This is a genomic window from Pseudactinotalea sp. Z1732 (assembly GCF_049724975.1).
Lineage (GTDB): Bacteria > Actinomycetota > Actinomycetes > Actinomycetales > Beutenbergiaceae > CALKWS01.
In genome coordinates this window covers 198,401-213,627 of record NZ_JBMPQC010000005.1, presented here as the reverse complement: position 1 = coordinate 213,627, position 15,227 = coordinate 198,401, and the positions used below count along the sequence as shown (strand labels likewise).

Here is a 15,227-nt window from a genome sequence, read left to right as displayed (position 1 = left end):
GGGGGTGCGCGGGTGGGCGGGTGCGCGTGCTGGGGAGGGAGCGGGCGGCTCAGGCCAGGGTGCGCACGCCGTTCGGGGTGATGACGCCGTGCACGACATGGTCGTGCTCTGCCCGGGGCAGGGGTTCGTCACTGATCTCATCGTCATACGTCAGGGCGTAGATCGGTGCGCCCGGGGTGGCGTGGCGCAGCACCCGGTCATACCAGCCACCACCCTGCCCGATCCGGAAACCACCGGTGTCCACGCTGAGCGCGGGCACGATGATCAGGTCCGCCTCGCGGATCGCATCCTCACCCAGGCCCGGCCCGGCCGGCTCCGGAGGGCGCCCGGGCGCACGAACCTCCAGCGGCTCCCCGGGCCGGTACTGCGCCCAATCACGGCTCAGCCCGGCCCCCAGCATCGGCATCAGGATCCGGATATCGCGCTCGTGCATGCGTGCGATGAGCGCCTCGGTCCCCGGCTCGAACCGGCGCGAGGCGTAGATCGCCGAACACCCGACACCCTCCAGGAGGGCTTCGGCGTGTTCGGCGATCTGCTGGGCGGCCTTCGCGCACTCGCGCTCGGACCGTTCCCTGCGGTGTGCCCGGATGGCTTCACGGAGCAGGATCTTGGCGTCCTCGACCTCCAGGTCTGTCCCGGGAGGGAGGGTGCTCGACACTGACCACATACGCCAACTCTCTCATTAGTCCGATGAGGTTGTGCACCGATAACCTGCACCCATGTCATGTGCTTGGATCCGGACCGAAGAGATGCAGCGCCGATGAAGTCGGTCTCCGCCCATCTGCGGGCCATCCTCGACCTGCTGCAACCGCTGCCCCCGCTGGCCGTGGTGCTGCACGACGCCGTGGGTTGCGTGCTCGCCGAGGACGTCCTCGCCCCTGCGGACCTACCCACCCGTGACGTGGCCACCCAGGACGGTTACGCCGTGCGCTCGGTGGACGTGGCCGGAGCCAACCCCGACCGCGCGGTGAGCCTGCGGGTGCTCGATGAGGTGCGCGCCGGCGCCCGGGAGACCGAGCGCCTGGTCGCGCTGTCCTCGGTGCGGATCGCCTCCGGTGCGCCTATTCCGGTCGGAGCAGACGCCGTCGTCCCCTTGGAACGGACCGACCGCGGCATGGCCACCGTCCAGGTCCGCACTGAAGTAGGCCCCGGGACGAACGTGCGCACCCAGGGTGCGGACCTACGGGCCGACCAGGTCGCGCTGGCTGCCGGGGAACGCGTGGGGGCCCGGCAGATCGCGCTGCTGGCTGCGCTGGGCCGTTCGCGGGTGAGCGTGCATCCGCGACCGCGGGTGGTGTTGGTGTCGGTGGGCGATGAGCTGGTGGAACCGGGCCGGCGGATCAGCGCCGGCGAGGTCTATGACGCCAATGGTCATGCCCTGGCCACGGCCGTGCAGGACGCCGGTGGGTCCACCTTCCGGGTGGCGGCGGTGCCCGATGAGCGCTCCAGCCTGCGCGAGGTGCTCGAGGACCAGTTGGTGCGGGCGGATCTGATCATCACCACTGGCGGCCTCTCGGCCGGGGCCAACGACACGGTCAAAGAGGTCCTGTCGCCGCTGGGCACGGTCCGGTTCGACAACGTCGCGATCGCGCCGGGCCGTCAGTTCGGAGTGGGGGAGGTGGGCGAGGGCACCCCGATCGTGTGCCTACCGGGGAACCCGGTGGCGGCGCAGATCGGGTACGAGGTGTTCGTGCGCCCGGCGTTGCTGTCCATGGCCGGGCACGCCGATCTGTACCGGCCGACCGTGACTGCCGCGGTCACCCGGGGGTGGTCCTCCCCGCTGGAACGGCGCGAGTTCGTCCCGGTGCACCTGACCGGGACCCCCGATGAGGGCTACCGCGCCGCTCCGACCGGGGACCCGCTGCTCCTGACGTCGATGTCCAGGGCCAACGCGCTGGTGGTGGTGCCCCAGGACGTGGGCCACGTGGCCACCGGCGACCGACTCGCCGCGATGGTGCTGGAGAGCTGACCATGCCTCCGGGTCGGGCGGGGCACGGCGCACCGCGCCAGGGGCCGGGTGGGGGAGCGATGCCCCGACCACCCCGGGTGGGTCGCGGCTCCCTGCGGGATGCGGACCTGCGCCACGGCCTGCGCGCCGGCGACCTGATGCTGCGCCGGATGAACCGGAGCGACCGGGCGGCCTGGCAGCGCCTGCGAGAGTCCAACCTCGACTGGCTCACGCCGTGGGAGGCCACCAACCCGGGCCCGCCAGCGCCCTCGATGACGTTCGCGGAGTACGTGCGCCAGCAGCGCGTCCAGGCCCGCCAGGACATCGGGTACGCCTACGTGCTGGAGTGGCGCGGACAGGTGGTGGGCCAACTGACCATCGCCGGGGTGGCCCGGGGTTCCCTGCACTCGGCACACATCGGCTACTGGATCTCCGAGCACGTGGCCGGGCAGGGGCTGATGACCAGGGCGGTCGCGTTGGCGATCGACCACTCCTTCGGCGCGTTGGGGCTGCACCGGGTGGAGATCAACGTGCGCCCGGAGAACGCCGCCAGCCTCCGGGTGCCGCAGAAGTTGGGTATGCGCGAGGAGGGGCTGCGCCGGCGCTACTTGCACATCCAGGGGCTCTGGCGCGATCACCGCAGTTTCGCCGTCACCGCCGAGGAAGTCACCGGCTCGATGCTGGATCGGCTCTCGGCCCCGGAATGACGGCGGGAGCCGGTCGGACCCGGCCCTGCGGGCATTGCCACACCGGTCTTGGCCATGTCGGCACCGACACGCCGCACCGGCTGATCGATTCGCCCGCCCGGCGGTTCTACCGTCAGGAGGGTGAGCACGGGACAGGTCGAGAGCGTCGCAGGGTTCGTCCTGTTGGCCATCGTGCTGATGTCTCTGGGCTACCTGCTTCCCGCGCTGATCCGCTCCCGGCAAGTGGTGAGCGATGCGCGGGTCGATGACCGTTTCTCCACCAACCTGCGGGTGCTGGCCCGCGCCGGTGGAACCCCACCCCAATACTCCAGCACCGCTCGGGTGTACCTGCACACGCCCAGCGCCCGTGAACCGGAGGCCCCGATGGACCGCCAGCCCGCCCCACCCGCCTCGCGTAGCGCCGCCGAAGCACGCCGGGTCGCGGCGATGCGCGCCGCCCGCGCTGCAGCGGCGAGCCGACGTGCTGCGGCCGCACGCCGTCGTCGGGTCCTGCTGCTCGGTCTGGTGTTCCTCACCGCCGCGCTGTGGACCCTGTTCGCCACCATCACGCTGCCGATCGCCGCGCCGATCGTGGCCTCGGTGCTGCTGGTGGCCGCCGGGGTAGCCGGGCGTCGCGCGGCGGTCCGGGCCGCTCTGGCGGAGAGCCGCGAGGCCGAACGCTCCGACCGCCCGGCCCGCACCGACCGCAACCCGCGACGGCGCAGCGCCACCGGGTCGTCCGCCGCCGGCGCCGAGCGAGTCGAGCAGGATAAACCGACGACGGCGACCGGTCCGCTCGCGGTGCGGCACGCCCGTCGTAGTTCCCAGGGTGAGGCCGCCCCCGCTCCAGCCGAGACGCAGGAGGGAGGCGAAGCCACGAAGGCCGCGGTGGCCGACGGCGGCACCGGCGAGGACGCACCGGTCGCCCCGCCCAAGCGCACCCCGGTCAGCGAACGCACCGGAAGCCTGCGGATCTCGGTGGATCCGGCCACGATCGACAATCCGGTCGCCATCGACACAGCCGAAGGCTGGACGCCGGTCCCGGTGCCACGGCCGACCTACACCCTCAAGGCACCCGCGCCGCGCCGGGAGGTGGCCGCCTATGAGTCCCCGCAGTGGGAGTCCGCTCCCGCGCCGGCCGATGCGGAGGTGGAGCGGGAGTTGACGCTGGCCGAGGTGGAGCAGACAGTGCGTGCGCGCACCGACGCCCAGGCGCCGCCGGCCACACCCGAACAGGTCCTCGCCGAGCAGGAGTCCGCCCGTCTCGATACCCAGGGCGAGGCTGCCACCGCGGCCGGGGTTACGTCGTCGTCGGCTCCGGTTGCGGCCACCGGCACCGATGAGGCCAAGCGGCCCACGATGGATCTGCAGTCGGTGCTGGAGCGTCGCCGCGCCGTCGGGCAGTAGTCCGCACCTGGCGGTAGTCCATGGCGTCGTCCGGGCGCCGTCGCTGAGTGGGCCGCGGCGGGTGCGCCCGGAGTGATGTGGTCCGCGCCACCAGGGGTGGGAATCACCGGGCACCGGGTGATAATCTTGGTGCTGCCTGGGGCTATGGCGCAGTTGGTAGCGCGTCTCGTTCGCAATGAGAAGGTCGGGGGTTCGAATCCCCCTAGCTCCACCAGAGGGTGAGGTTGTCGGCCAGTTGGGCTTTGCCGATACCCCGACGCCCGCCTATGGGTGTCGGCCTCTAGGAGAGTTCGCGCACCTACTCAGTCCGGTGAACGGCGGACTCGATAGCTTAGGTGGAGCACTCGTTCGCCTTGAATGGCCACGTCGGGATCCTCCAACAGATGCTGCGCGTCGACCGACCCGAAGTAGCGTTTGCCGGACCCGAACACCACGGGTACGACGTCCATGCGCACCTCGTCGACCAGACCCGCGGCAAGGACCTGGCCCCCAACGTCCCCGGCGCCGACCTCGACCACGCGGCCACGTGCAAGTTCCTGTGCCTTCGCCACCGCGGCCTCGATGCCGTCGACAAAGTAGAACGGCGCCCCGGGATGCCAACCCTCGGGCCTGCCCCGGTGGGTCACGACGACGACGTGGTCGATCCCGCTCGGCGGCGTTCCGTCCCAGCCGTCCGTCATGTCGAAGACGTGGCGACCTACGATTGTCACCCCGATCTGGTCCCAGTAGGCCCGAGTGTGATCGTAGGATGCCTGCGACACCGTCAAGAATCCGCTGTCGTCCAACGGCACGTCGCCGCTGGTCAACCAGTCGAACAGAGGTCCGGGCCGGTCGTTCTCGTCCGCGATGAAGCCGTCGACCGACACCGATGCGTACATCACCACCTTGCGCATGGGACTCTCCTTTGCTCTGGTACCCACAACCTAACGAGTCGTGAGCCGTCGGACTTGTAAGAAATCAATCCGCCGGCGCTCCGTGCGCGGACATTAGGCTCGGGTTCGTGGTCAGGGCTGTGTTCGTCGGCGGTCCGACCGGATCCGACGCGCCGCGCCTGGTGAGTCGTAGTCGGTGTTGGGTCACATTCGTCACGGCCGGTGCGTCATTCCGGTAACGGCTACGGAAGGAAGGGCGATCGGTGTGAATCAGACGGAGGTCTTTGAGCGGGAGCGGCCTCGATTAGTTCGCCTGGCAACCGGTGTGCTGAACGATCACGCCGAGGCCGAGGATGTGGTGCAGCAGGCATGGCTGCGGCTGGAACGTTCCGACACAGACATCGACTGCCTCCCGGCGTGGTTGACGACGGTGACCACCCGCCTGTGCCTGGACCGGCTTCGCTCCAGGACGCCGGTGCCGGCGGAGGAGATAGAACCAACCAGCCTCGCGCCCGATGTCGCGGAGGAAGTCTCCCTGGCTGACACGGTCGGCGTCGCCCTGCAGGTGGTACTGGATCGGCTCTCGCCGCAGGAGCGCGTGGCGTTCGTGCTGCACGACAGTTTCGGTTTCGAGTTCTCCACAGTTGCCGCCATGCTCGAGACCACACCGGTGGCGGCCCGCAAACTGGCCTCACGGGCCCGCGCGAAGGTGCGCCAACCCTCGTCCGAGGACCAGGCGTCCAACTGGGAGGTCGTTGACGCGTTCATGGCAGCAGCGCGTAACGGGGAGTTCGAGCGGCTGATACGGCTCCTTGCCCCTGAGGCTGTGGTCAGTGCCGATGCCGCCGCGGTCCTCGTTGGCACGCCGGAGCGGATCGAGGGCCGTCACGAGGTGGCGACGTTCTTCAACGGCAGCGCGCACGCTGCGCTGCCGGTCTACATCGATGACCGGCCTGCTGCGGCCTGGTTCCACCGAGGAGAGGCGAAGGTCGTCTTCGATTTCACGCTGCGCAACGGGGTGGTCAGCACGATCACCTTCCGCGCGGAGCCCGACGTGCTGGCCCGGGTGTCGCGCCGCGAGGGTCCAGAACGACGCTCCTGATCTCGGCGGTCACACTCGCCGGTTCCTGCTCGTCACCAAGATGTAGGACTCACCATCACCGCTACCACCAGAGGGAAACGACCATGAAGACTATGACCTGCCGCCAGCTGGGAGGGCCCTGCGGCCTCGAACACACTGGCGAAACTGCCGACCACGTGATCAAAGCCCACGATCGTCACCTCAGGGACGCGGTGAAGGCCGGCGATGCCTCCCACCAGCCGGCTCGTGACGCCATGAAAGGCCGCTGGCGCCATCCGAAGAAGTCGCTCGATTGGTATCGCGATGTGCAGAACACCTTCGCCGACCTTCCCAAGAACTGAGAACCCCGCCATGACGTGCGTACGAGAAGCGACAGTCCGATGAACCCGACGACGAGCCCGACACTCGTCCCCAGGAACAGCCAGGATGTGCCCGGTGGAGTGGTGCACCCACTACCCACCGACCTGCGCGAGGCAGTCATCGGCAACACCTCCGCTCTGGCGGCCTGGCAGTCGATCACGCCCCTGGCCCGCAACGAGTTCATCTGCTGGGTCGAAGACGCCAAGCAAGAGACCACGCGTCAGCGCCGCATCCGCGTCGCCTTGGATAAGTTGCAGAACGGTGAACGCCGACCATGCTGCTGGCCCGGATGCAAACACCGGGAACCCGGCCGGCTCAGAAGACCACGCCCGTGATCATCAGTACGCCAAGTATGCCCACAACGCCGTTTCCGGTCAGCGTTGTCAGGTGTCGAAACCGTGCACCGGTCCGCCAGCGCAGGATGGCTCCAGCGAGCACCAACAGAAGCTGCCAGCTCAGTGATGCCAGCGCGACCCCCGCGACGAACAGTGCGGCAGCGACAGTGGAGGTCGAGAGTGTCGATAGGCCGGTCACGATCGCCGCGAAGTAGACCAGGGTCGCTGGGTTGATCGCCGTCAGGCCGAAGAACAGCAGGTAGCGGTGGCTGGACCGTGTGTGGGGGGCGTCATCGCTAGGCCTGGCCTCGACGATCGAGCGTCTCGTCCGGACCAGGTTCCAGACGGCGAGCGCGACCAGGGCTGTGCCACCGGTGATTCCCGGCCACGGAGCCCAGGTCGCGATCACCGGCGCGAAAGCGGCACCTGCCGCCACAGCGGTAGTGCAGTAGAGCAGGTCCACGGTTGCGACCGCGAGAGCTGCGGGTGCACCGCCGGCCCACCCCCGGAGAGTTCCCTCGTGGATCAGTAGGACTCCGATGGCTCCGAGAGGGACCGCCAGAGCCAGCCCGGCGACCAGGCCGGCCCCGAACACGGCGATGAACTCCATGCCGACGAGTGTCAGGGCTACCAGACGAGGTAACTGCACGAATGTGTCATCACGTGAGATAATTCGCCATGTGGACCGTATCAACGAGCAGATCATCAGCATTCTCCACGTGGATGGCCGCGCTTCGTTCAGTGCGATCGGGCGACAGGTCGGCTTGAGCACCAATGCTGTCGCGGTCAGGGTCCGACGCCTGGAGAACAGCGGTGTCATCGTGGGCTATCGAGCGGTGCTGGGCTCCGACGTCCCCGAGAGCACCACTGGGCTGGAGGCGTTCATCGATGTGCGCCTGCATCCGGACCGTGATTCAGAAGAGTTTCTCGCTTGGGCGGTCGGAGTTCACCAGATCATCGACGCGGTGCACGTCACCGGCCCCTACGACTACCTGCTGCGCGTGCGCGCCAGAGACACCGCAGCGCTCGACCGTCTGCTCAGACTGCTGAAGAAGGACGCCGGAGCTGCCCAGACACAGACCCGGCTCGCTCTCCGAGAGGCAGCTGGGCCGGCCCCGTCGCCGTAGCGCCGCGTGCCTCGAGGCTGCCGGCTGGCACCACTCAGGCCCGCGCCCAGATCCGTAGGCACCGGGCCATGATGTGGAAGGGGAGTGCGTTCGCCTGCGTCTGGTCCACCGTGCCGGCCAGGTGCACCCCGAGTTCGGGGCAGGTGAACAGCCAGGTGCCGGTTGAACCGGAGTGTCCCACAAGGGTGACCGGGGCGTGCGAGGGCGACATGAGCCGGTTCACCGTGAAGATCATCGTGCCCAGCCCGTAGCGAAGGCCCGGTGCGTTGCGCAGTCGGTTGGCGCGTTCGGTGAGCAGGTTCGGGGTGCCGGGGTCCCGGAACGGATGACCAGCCACCAGCGCGCGTTCGAAGGCGAGCAGGTCGCCGGTGGTGCTGATCAGGTCGTTGCTGGAGGCTATGACGCGGTCGACGGTCACCCGGCGGCGCCGGGCATGCAGCGGCGCCGTGGCCGGCAGGTCCGGTGCCGCGGGCCGACCGGCGGGATGCCAGGTCCGGTCCAGGCCGAGCGGGACGGTGATGCGCTCGGTGAGCAGATCGGGGAAGGAGCGGGCGGTCACCGACTCCAGGATGCGGATCAGTAACTGGAACCCGGTGTCGGAGTACCGGGCCCGCTGTCGGGGCGCACCCAGGTCCTGCGGATCGAAGTGCGGGCGTTGCTGGTTGCGGGTGATGTCGAGGACGTCGTCGAAGTCCCAGGAGGTGTCCTGGCCCGCGCGCAGTTGCTTGAATAGGCTCGGTGCCCCGCGTCGTCGTTCGAAGAAGTCCGGCAGGCCGGAGGTGTGGCTGGCGAGGTGGCGCACGGTGATCTCGCCCGAGCGGTCCCCTCCGCCGCGCACGTGCAGCCCGGTGGTGACCGAATCGGGCAGGTAGGCGGTGATGGGTGCGTCCAGGTCGATTTCGTCGCGTTCGTAGGCCTGCAGCAGCAGCGTGATGATGAACCGCTTGGTGATCGAGGCGATGAAGAACGGTGTGGAGGGGCGGATCTGCAGTTCGTCGTCGGTCGGTCCGGCAGCACCTGACCAGGACCGCCCATCATCGCCGGCGATGGCCAGGTTGACGTGGTGCAGCCGGGACCTGGCGCTGAGGGTGCGCACCAGGTCCTTCAGGCCGGCATCGACGTCAGCGCTGACGCGGTTGTCGGGTGCGAGGAAGGTGCGCCGTGGCGTTCGCATCGAGGTCCTTTCATTGGAACCTGTCTACTAGACATGTCTATGAGGGTCAACAGAATAGACTTGTCCGGTGGCACACGTGATCCTCGGGCTCCTACTCCTGCGCCCGCAGAGCCTGTACGAGTTGATCAAGAACGTCGAGGTGGGCGTCTCCCTCGTCTACAGCGCGAGTTCCGGCAGCATCAAAAGGGCTCTGGACAGCCTCCTGAGCAAGGGCCTGATCGAGGTCGCCAGCGTGGAACCCGGCGGTCGGGGTAAGAAGACCTACCGCACCACCAAGGCGGGCCGGCAGGAGTTCCACGAGTGGATGACCGGGGAGATCACCGGGCCTCAGTTGGAACTGGCGGCGCTGCCCCGGCTGTTCTTTCTGGGTCTGTTGGAACCGGGGGACCGCTCGCCCGTGTTGCGCAGAATGCAGGAGCGAGCCGCCGCAGATCTCGCCGAGTTCACCGAATTGGAGGAGCGCCTGGACACCATGGAGGTGCCTGCGGAGCTCAGCGACGTGTTCGCCTACCAGCGCGCCACGCTGGACTACGGGATCACCATGGGTCGCCATGCGGTGGCGTGGTTCGACGCGTTGGCGCAGCGGGACGGCGCCGCATCCGGCCAGTGAGGCGGATAGTGCGGATGACGGCGTGATGCGCGTGGAGATGGCACTGGCGACGGCGCCGGTCATCGCGGCGACCTGACGGCGTGCCTGCGACTGTGTGATGGCGTCGTCATCGCAGCCAGCGCTCAGGCTCGATGCCCTACCGGGAGCGGCCCGTCGGTGCTCGGGTCTGTCGTTAACGATTGCCTGGGTTCGTGCGAGTCTTGACCTGGAGTGCACTCCAGGCAGCACAGTGATGACACGAAGCCCGGAAGGAGTGATCCCATGACCACGAACATCACCCGCACACCCCCACGCAGACTCGGCCGCGAAGGTCCCGAGGTCTCCGCGCTCGGCGCCGGGACCTGGGCCATGGGTGGCCCATTCACCGTCGACGGCCGCGATGCGGGATGGGGACCGGCCGACGACGAGGTGAGCCTGCGCGCCCTACGCACCGCCTTCGACCACGGAATCACCCTGATCGACACCGCGGCGATCTACGGGACCGGGCACAGCGAACGCGTCCTGGGCCGGGCCCTGGCGGAACTGAACCCGGACGCCCGGGATCACGTCGTCGTCGCCACGAAGTTCGGCCACCTCTTCGACGAGGCCACCCGCACCGACCGCGGACACGACGTCTCCGCGGCCAGCATCCGCACCCAGTGCGAGGCGAGCCTGCGGCGGCTGGGCATCGAGGCCATCGGCCTCTATCAACTCCATGGCGGCGCCCGGAGCCTCGCCGAGGCCGAAGACGTCGTCGCCACCTGTGAGGAACTGGTCGATGCCGGGAAGATCCGGTGGTTCGGCACCAGCCAGGACGCACCGGAGATCGTCGAGACTTTCGCCTCATCGCGGTCTTGCGTGGCCGTGCAGACGCAGGTCAACGTGTTCGGGTGGTCCTCCGCAGTCCTCGACGTCGCCCGCCTCCACGGGCTCGCCGTCCTTGCCCGATCACCGCTCGCGATGGGTCTGCTCAGTGGCCGCTACGCGCCCGACCGCCGTCCCGGGCCGGGCGACGTCCGGCTCGACACCCCTTGGTGGACGTACTTCGACGAGGGTGAGATGCACGCCTGGTTGGAACGACTGGACCGCGTCCGCGAACTCCTCACCGCCGGGGGGCGCAGTCTGGTCCAGGGTGCGCTGGGCTACCTGTGGGCCCTGGACGAGGCGATCATCCCGCTGCCCGGCATCCGCACTCCCGAGCAGGCCCAGGAGAACGCCACCACCCTCGAGTTGGGGCCGCTCCCGGCGCCCGTCGCTGCGCAGATCACCGAACTGCTCGCCGACTCCCCGGAGCGCCGCTGAAGGTCGCGACAGCCCCAACCTCGTCCCGGGGAGGCAACCATCCCGGGGCGATACTCTGCCCGGACGAAGGGAGCAGACATGGCACGCGTGATCGGAATCGGAGGATTCTTCTTCCGGGCACGGGACCCGGACCGGCTCAGCGCCTGGTACGCCGAGCACCTCGACGTGCTTCGGCCACCGGCCTCCTACGACGCGCCGGCGTGGAACCAGGCAGCCGGACCGACCGTGTTCGCCCCGTTCGGTGGTGACGGGCCGAACGACCACCTCGGCCCGTCCGGGTGGGGGCTGAACCTACGGGTGGACGACCTCGACGGCATGATCGAACGACTCCGTGGCGCCGGGATCGACGTTTCCCTCGACCCCGAGCCCTATCCGAACGGACGGTTCGCCTCGCTGCACGACCCCGAGGGAAACCCCGTCCAGCTCTGGCACGTCGCGGGGCCCGCGACCTCGTGACGACGGACCGAGGAACTGACCACCCCGGGCCCTCGCCGGCGCCGTTTCAGCGATCGCGTCAGGGACCGGTCACGAGGGTCAGGTTGTGCTGGAAGCGCAGGCGCTCGCTGCTGCTGGGCCAGTGCTCGGCCAGGAGTTGCCGGTAGATCATCGCCGCCTCCCCCGGACGCCCGCTCTCGTCCAGCCAGGAAGCCTTGTGCTCACGGACGAAACTGCGATAGACCCGCTGCTCCAACGCGATGCCCTGGTCGTAGGCCGCTTCGACCTGCCGGGCATCGGCGCCCGACTTCTGCAGCACGGTGGCGAGGTTGACCGCCATCACCGACCGATCGACCTGCGGCAAGGTGGCGCTGCTGATCAGACGATGGAATATCTGGACCGCCTCCTGCGCCCGGCCCTCCTCGAAGGCCGCGTTGGCTTGCTGCGTGAGGTCCGAGTACTCCTGATGGTCCATGGCCAGCAAAGTAGCGGATCAGGGTGTTGAGCACCTCGCATCCCGCGTCGAGAAGCCCTTTTTCTGGGTTGAGCGCGCGCTATCGCCCGGGCCCGCGCACACTGATCTCCTCCCTCGAGCCATCCCGCGTCGAGACGGATCAGAACCGGAAGGACCGAATCGATGACTGAGGACATCAACCGCCCACCCCAGGGCCCCACAGTCTCAGGCGGGGGCGTCACCGATCCAGTCGGTGATCCCATGCCCCAGACGTCCGAGCCGATCGCGGCTACCGGGTCGCACGACTCCGGCGGCGCATCCGCTGACAGCAGGGCGGATACAGCCAAGCAGGAAGCAACCAAGACCGCTCAGAACGCTCAAGCACAGGCCGCGCACGTGGCCGAGACCGCCGCGGACGAGGCCAGACAAACCGTCGGGGAGGCCAAGCGCCAGGCGATGGATCTGCTGCGGCAGACGTCGACCGAACTGAACGAACAGGCCGGGACCCAGTTGGAACGGTTCACGAACGGACTTCAAGGGTTCTCCTCCCAAGCGCGCCAGATGGCCGATGGAGCCGAGCAGGACGGAACCGCCGCGACCCTCGTGCGGTGGGCCTCGGAAACCGCCGGCGACGCCGGGCGCTGGTTGGAGGGTCGCGACCCTTCGGCGGTACTGGAGGAGGTCAAGCGTTACGCCCGTCGTCGTCCGGGCATGTTCGTGCTCGTCGCCGCAGGGTTGGGCCTGGCGGCCGGAAGGATCGCGCGCGGTCTCAAGGATGCCGGGCAGGACGACGGCGGTGATCACGCGGCGGGCAGTGGCGCTTCACCGGCGTCCGCACCGGCCGCAGTGACGGGAGGGGGCACGTCCGGCGCGGCAGTGCCGGTGCCGGCAGCGGCCCCGCCTCCAGTACCGGCAGCGACCCCACCCCCGGTGCCGCCCCGACCGCGCACCGCAGACAGGGTCCCGCCCCCCACCATTCCGCCCGCGCCGCCGCGCCCCTCCGGCGGCCAGCACAGCGGGCCGTATGACGAGGGAAGGGCCACCTGATGACCACCACCCCAGAGCACAGACCCGACCCTGCGGTCGGGCCCAGGTCGCAGGCAGGAGGGGCAGGCAACGCCGCACCCCACCCCGCCGCAGCCGGTCCCCCGAGGCCTCCTCGACCTCCCGCCCCGAGGACGCATCTGTCGGAGAGTTGCTGGGCAACCTCACCGCTGACTTCTCCACCCTGGTGCGCCAGGAGGTGGAGTTGGCCAAGGCCGAGATCACCGAGAGCGTCAGCAAGGCCGGGAAGGGAGCCGGACTGTTCGGTGGCGCGGGCGTGGCCGGGCACTTCGTGCTGCTTTTCGCTTCGCTCGCCCTGTGGTGGGCGCTCGGCGTGCTGCTCAGCGCGGACGGAGCGGACTGGCCCGCACTGGGCTGGTCCGGCCTGATCGTCGCCGTCCTCTGGGCGATCATCGCCGCAATCTTGGCCGTCACCGGCCGCAAGGAGATCAAGGAGATCGCGGGCATTCCCCAGACCACCCGGACCGTCAAGAAGATCCCGGACGCCGTGAAAGGACAGGAACACCGATGAGCACCAGAGACCCAGATGAGATCCGTCGAGACGTCGAACGCACCCGGGCTGACCTCAGCCGGGACGTCGACGCGCTCACCGACAAGACCAGCCCCCGGAACATCGCCCACCGTCAGGGGGAGAAGGTCCGTGACGCGGTCGCCGGGGCCAAGGACAAGGTCTTCGGGGCCGCCGAGGACGCCTCGGACTCGATCGGTGCCCAGACCTCCCGAGCCGGTGACATGGCACGCGAAGCCCCGCACCGGGTGAAGGAGAGGGCTGAGGGCAACCCCTTGGCTGCCGGCCTGGTCGCCTTCGGCGCAGGATTGCTGGTCGCCGGGCTGATCCCCTCCTCCCGCAAGGAACGTCAACTCGTGGATCAGGCCAAGTCCAGTGACGCGGTCAGCCACGCGACCGAGGAGGTCAAGTCGATGGCAAGCGAGAGTGCCGAGCACCTCCGCGAGCCCGCCGAGCAGGCGGTGCAGGAGGTCAGGGACACCGCCACCGAAGGCGCGCAGCATGTGCGCGAGGAAGGCACGGACGCCGCTCAGGACGTTCGGTCACGGGCCGAGGACTCGGCCCAGAACGTGCGCGGGAGCAACTGAACCCAGTCGGCCACTCCCACGGACGAAGGTCCCCGGCACGTACGCCGGGGACCTTCGTCTGTGTGTGGGGTGGCAGGGGTGACCATCTGCTGACGTGAACCCGTGGGGCCGGGCAGGTGCGTCGTCGGACAGGCGGCGACGCCGTCGGGCGGGCTATTGCGTCGTCCTACCGTGTGCGGCGGGTCCGGCCTCAGCGGGTGCTGCCGCCCCGGCGGCTGCGGCCACCCCGGCCGCGGGCGCGACCCTCGCCACGGCCCTCGCCCTTTGCGCCCGCGCTACGGCGGATCGTGGCCGCCTCCTCGACCAGGTCCGCACGCTTGTCCTTCTTCTTCACGATCTGGGTGTCGTCGCGGGGCGGCAGTTGGATGTGTTCCTCGGCCGGCATGTCACTCTGCAGTTCACGGCCGCGTTCGAGTTCGGCGTCGAACTCAGCGCCGAAGAGGATGGCCAGATTCATGATCCACAGCCACAGCAGGAAGATGATGACTCCGGCCAGCGCGCCGTAGGTGGCGTTGTAGGAGCCGAAGTTGGCCACATAGAAGCCGAGGCCCGCGGTAGCCAGGGCGGCCGTCACGATCGCCAGGAGCGCTCCGGGGCTGACCCAGCGCAGTCTCTTCATCTTCACGTTCGGGGTCATGTAGTACAGCAGCGCGAGCACCAGCATCACGATCAGGACCAGCACCGGCCACTTCGCGATGTCCCACACCAGCACCGCCGTCTCACCCAGGCCCACCAGATCCCCGACCCAGCGGGCAACCGGGCCGCTGACCACCAGGATCAGCGCCGCGATCGCGACCAGGATGATCAGCACCGCGGTCAGCAGGTACATCAGCGGGCGCAACTTCCAGATCGGACGCCCCTCGGCGACCTCATAGACCGCGTTCATCGCCCGGCTGAAGGCGTTGACGTAGTTCGACGCGGTCCACAGCGCGGTGAGGATACCGATGACCAGACCCAGCCCGGCGCCCTGGCTCTCCGTGATCGAACTGATCGGTCCGCGCAGTTGGTCGGCGGTGTCCTCGGGCAGGTACTCGGTCAGCATGTTCAAGATCGCGTTCGTGGTGGCCTCCCCCTGGCCGAGCACGCCGAGCAGGGAGACCAGCACCACCAGCGCCGGGAACATCGACAGCACCGCGAAGTAGGTCAGGGCGGCGGCCCGGTCGACGAGCTGGTCGCGGGTGAATTCCGCGGCGGCCCGCTTCAGGGTGTACTTCCACGTAGGCGCCTTCAGGTCCGTGGGACCTTCGGGGTTGCGGTCCCCGGTGCGCGCTGCCTTCTTGGTGCTCATGGCAGAAGC

The 15,227-nt window shown here is 69.0% G+C and carries 19 protein-coding genes and 1 tRNA gene; 14 read left to right on the top strand and 6 right to left on the bottom strand.

Features of this window, described 5'->3' with window-relative positions:
* Positions 1-49: 49 nt before the first annotated feature.
* The gene (locus ACPL7H_RS11735; protein WP_424797092.1) at positions 50-667 is read right to left on the bottom strand and encodes a 5-formyltetrahydrofolate cyclo-ligase; all 618 of its coding nucleotides are present in this window, start codon (positions 665-667) and stop codon (positions 50-52) included.
* Positions 668-760: 93 nt separating this feature from the next.
* Here ACPL7H_RS11735 and glp point away from each other — a divergent pair, with 93 nt between their 5' ends.
* The 4 genes from glp to ACPL7H_RS11715 all read left to right on the top strand — a co-directional run bounded on the left by glp (position 761) and on the right by ACPL7H_RS11715 (position 4,255).
* Positions 761-1,969, top strand: coding sequence for a gephyrin-like molybdotransferase Glp (gene glp / locus ACPL7H_RS11730; protein ID WP_424797091.1), 1,209 nt, complete (start codon positions 761-763; stop codon positions 1,967-1,969).
* 59 nt (positions 1,970-2,028) lie between these two features.
* Positions 2,029-2,655, top strand: coding sequence for a GNAT family N-acetyltransferase (locus ACPL7H_RS11725; protein ID WP_424797090.1), 627 nt, complete (start codon positions 2,029-2,031; stop codon positions 2,653-2,655).
* Between the two features lie 120 nt (positions 2,656-2,775).
* Positions 2,776-4,041 (top strand): hypothetical protein, encoded by a 1,266-nt coding sequence (locus tag ACPL7H_RS11720; protein WP_424797089.1) that lies wholly within the window; start codon positions 2,776-2,778, stop codon positions 4,039-4,041.
* 138 nt (positions 4,042-4,179) lie between these two features.
* Positions 4,180-4,255, top strand: a tRNA-Ala gene (locus tag ACPL7H_RS11715).
* An 88-nt stretch (positions 4,256-4,343) separates the two neighbouring features.
* Here the strand turns inward: ACPL7H_RS11715 and ACPL7H_RS11710 are convergent.
* Positions 4,344-4,934: a dihydrofolate reductase family protein gene (locus ACPL7H_RS11710; protein ID WP_424797088.1), complete on the bottom strand. Its 591-nt coding sequence runs from the start codon at positions 4,932-4,934 to the stop codon at positions 4,344-4,346.
* Positions 4,935-5,178: 244 nt separating this feature from the next.
* Between ACPL7H_RS11710 and ACPL7H_RS11705 the strand changes: the two genes are divergently transcribed.
* The 3 genes from ACPL7H_RS11705 (at position 5,179) to ACPL7H_RS11695 (ending at position 6,689) form a co-directional block, all read left to right on the top strand.
* Positions 5,179-6,015, top strand: coding sequence for a sigma-70 family RNA polymerase sigma factor (locus ACPL7H_RS11705; RefSeq protein ID WP_424797087.1), 837 nt, complete (start codon positions 5,179-5,181; stop codon positions 6,013-6,015).
* An 83-nt stretch (positions 6,016-6,098) separates the two neighbouring features.
* Positions 6,099-6,335, top strand: a complete 237-nt coding sequence (locus ACPL7H_RS11700) for a hypothetical protein (RefSeq protein ID WP_424797086.1) — start codon at positions 6,099-6,101, stop codon at positions 6,333-6,335.
* A gap of 39 nt (positions 6,336-6,374) precedes the next feature.
* Positions 6,375-6,689 carry a YdeI/OmpD-associated family protein gene (locus tag ACPL7H_RS11695; protein WP_424797085.1) on the top strand — a complete coding sequence of 105 codons (315 nt, stop codon included), beginning with the start codon at positions 6,375-6,377 and terminating at the stop codon, positions 6,687-6,689.
* On the opposite strand, the gene ACPL7H_RS11690 is transcribed toward ACPL7H_RS11695, so the two are convergent.
* The gene (locus tag ACPL7H_RS11690; RefSeq protein ID WP_424797084.1) at positions 6,670-7,299 is read right to left on the bottom strand and encodes a LysE family transporter; all 630 of its coding nucleotides are present in this window, start codon (positions 7,297-7,299) and stop codon (positions 6,670-6,672) included. The two genes, ACPL7H_RS11695 and ACPL7H_RS11690, sit on opposite strands and share 20 nt — an antisense overlap.
* Before the next feature lie 43 nt (positions 7,300-7,342).
* Between ACPL7H_RS11690 and ACPL7H_RS11685 the strand changes: the two genes are divergently transcribed.
* Entirely contained in the window at positions 7,343-7,816 is a 474-nt protein-coding gene (locus ACPL7H_RS11685) for an Lrp/AsnC family transcriptional regulator (RefSeq protein ID WP_424797083.1), read from the top strand.
* Between the two features lie 34 nt (positions 7,817-7,850).
* Here ACPL7H_RS11685 and ACPL7H_RS11680 read toward each other — a convergent pair whose 3' ends face one another.
* Entirely contained in the window at positions 7,851-8,990 is a 1,140-nt protein-coding gene (locus ACPL7H_RS11680) for a serine hydrolase domain-containing protein (protein ID WP_424797082.1), read from the bottom strand.
* Between the two features lie 67 nt (positions 8,991-9,057).
* Here ACPL7H_RS11680 and ACPL7H_RS11675 point away from each other — a divergent pair, with 67 nt between their 5' ends.
* From ACPL7H_RS11675 to ACPL7H_RS11665, 3 genes are all read left to right on the top strand, one after another.
* Positions 9,058-9,600, top strand: coding sequence for a PadR family transcriptional regulator (locus ACPL7H_RS11675; protein WP_424797081.1), 543 nt, complete (start codon positions 9,058-9,060; stop codon positions 9,598-9,600).
* Positions 9,601-9,861: 261 nt separating this feature from the next.
* On the top strand, positions 9,862-10,881 hold the full coding sequence (locus ACPL7H_RS11670; RefSeq protein WP_424797080.1) for an aldo/keto reductase: 1,020 nt from the start codon (positions 9,862-9,864) through the stop codon (positions 10,879-10,881).
* A gap of 78 nt (positions 10,882-10,959) precedes the next feature.
* A complete protein-coding gene (locus ACPL7H_RS11665; RefSeq protein WP_424797079.1) occupies positions 10,960-11,337 on the top strand; it encodes a VOC family protein in 378 nt (125 codons plus the stop codon).
* 58 nt (positions 11,338-11,395) lie between these two features.
* Here the strand turns inward: ACPL7H_RS11665 and ACPL7H_RS11660 are convergent, their stop codons facing one another.
* Positions 11,396-11,791, bottom strand: a complete 396-nt coding sequence (locus tag ACPL7H_RS11660) for a hypothetical protein (RefSeq protein ID WP_424797078.1) — start codon at positions 11,789-11,791, stop codon at positions 11,396-11,398.
* A gap of 162 nt (positions 11,792-11,953) precedes the next feature.
* Here ACPL7H_RS11660 and ACPL7H_RS11655 point away from each other — a divergent pair, with 162 nt between their 5' ends.
* From ACPL7H_RS11655 to ACPL7H_RS11645, 3 genes are all read left to right on the top strand, one after another.
* Positions 11,954-12,817: a hypothetical protein gene (locus ACPL7H_RS11655; protein ID WP_424797077.1), complete on the top strand. Its 864-nt coding sequence runs from the start codon at positions 11,954-11,956 to the stop codon at positions 12,815-12,817.
* A gap of 148 nt (positions 12,818-12,965) precedes the next feature.
* The gene (locus ACPL7H_RS11650; protein ID WP_424797076.1) at positions 12,966-13,346 is read left to right on the top strand and encodes a phage holin family protein; all 381 of its coding nucleotides are present in this window, start codon (positions 12,966-12,968) and stop codon (positions 13,344-13,346) included.
* Positions 13,343-13,930 carry a DUF3618 domain-containing protein gene (locus tag ACPL7H_RS11645; RefSeq protein ID WP_424797075.1) on the top strand — a complete coding sequence of 196 codons (588 nt, stop codon included), beginning with the start codon at positions 13,343-13,345 and terminating at the stop codon, positions 13,928-13,930. The genes ACPL7H_RS11650 and ACPL7H_RS11645 overlap by 4 nt, the downstream gene beginning before the upstream one ends.
* Positions 13,931-14,120: 190 nt before the next feature.
* Here the strand turns inward: ACPL7H_RS11645 and ACPL7H_RS11640 are convergent, their stop codons facing one another.
* Positions 14,121-15,218 (bottom strand): YihY/virulence factor BrkB family protein, encoded by a 1,098-nt coding sequence (locus ACPL7H_RS11640; protein WP_424797074.1) that lies wholly within the window; start codon positions 15,216-15,218, stop codon positions 14,121-14,123.
* Positions 15,219-15,227: the final 9 nt, after the last annotated feature.

Bases quoted from the DNA above. Each gene is read 5' to 3' on its own strand.
- ACPL7H_RS11735 (WP_424797092.1), bottom strand. From the start codon at position 667: ATGTGGTCAGTGTCGAGCACCCTCCCTCCCGGGACAGACCTGGAGGTC.
- glp (WP_424797091.1), top strand. From the start codon at position 761: ATGAAGTCGGTCTCCGCCCATCTGCGGGCCATCCTCGACCTGCTGCAA.
- ACPL7H_RS11725 (WP_424797090.1), top strand. From the start codon at position 2,029: ATGCCCCGACCACCCCGGGTGGGTCGCGGCTCCCTGCGGGATGCGGAC.
- ACPL7H_RS11710 (WP_424797088.1), bottom strand. From the start codon at position 4,934: ATGCGCAAGGTGGTGATGTACGCATCGGTGTCGGTCGACGGCTTCATC.
- ACPL7H_RS11700 (WP_424797086.1), top strand. From the start codon at position 6,099: ATGAAGACTATGACCTGCCGCCAGCTGGGAGGGCCCTGCGGCCTCGAA.
- ACPL7H_RS11695 (WP_424797085.1), top strand. From the start codon at position 6,375: ATGAACCCGACGACGAGCCCGACACTCGTCCCCAGGAACAGCCAGGAT.
- ACPL7H_RS11690 (WP_424797084.1), bottom strand. From the start codon at position 7,299: ATGGAGTTCATCGCCGTGTTCGGGGCCGGCCTGGTCGCCGGGCTGGCT.
- ACPL7H_RS11680 (WP_424797082.1), bottom strand. From the start codon at position 8,990: ATGCGAACGCCACGGCGCACCTTCCTCGCACCCGACAACCGCGTCAGC.
- ACPL7H_RS11670 (WP_424797080.1), top strand. From the start codon at position 9,862: ATGACCACGAACATCACCCGCACACCCCCACGCAGACTCGGCCGCGAA.
- ACPL7H_RS11665 (WP_424797079.1), top strand. From the start codon at position 10,960: ATGGCACGCGTGATCGGAATCGGAGGATTCTTCTTCCGGGCACGGGAC.
- ACPL7H_RS11660 (WP_424797078.1), bottom strand. From the start codon at position 11,791: ATGGACCATCAGGAGTACTCGGACCTCACGCAGCAAGCCAACGCGGCC.
- ACPL7H_RS11655 (WP_424797077.1), top strand. From the start codon at position 11,954: ATGACTGAGGACATCAACCGCCCACCCCAGGGCCCCACAGTCTCAGGC.
- ACPL7H_RS11645 (WP_424797075.1), top strand. From the start codon at position 13,343: ATGAGCACCAGAGACCCAGATGAGATCCGTCGAGACGTCGAACGCACC.
- ACPL7H_RS11640 (WP_424797074.1), bottom strand. From the start codon at position 15,218: ATGAGCACCAAGAAGGCAGCGCGCACCGGGGACCGCAACCCCGAAGGT.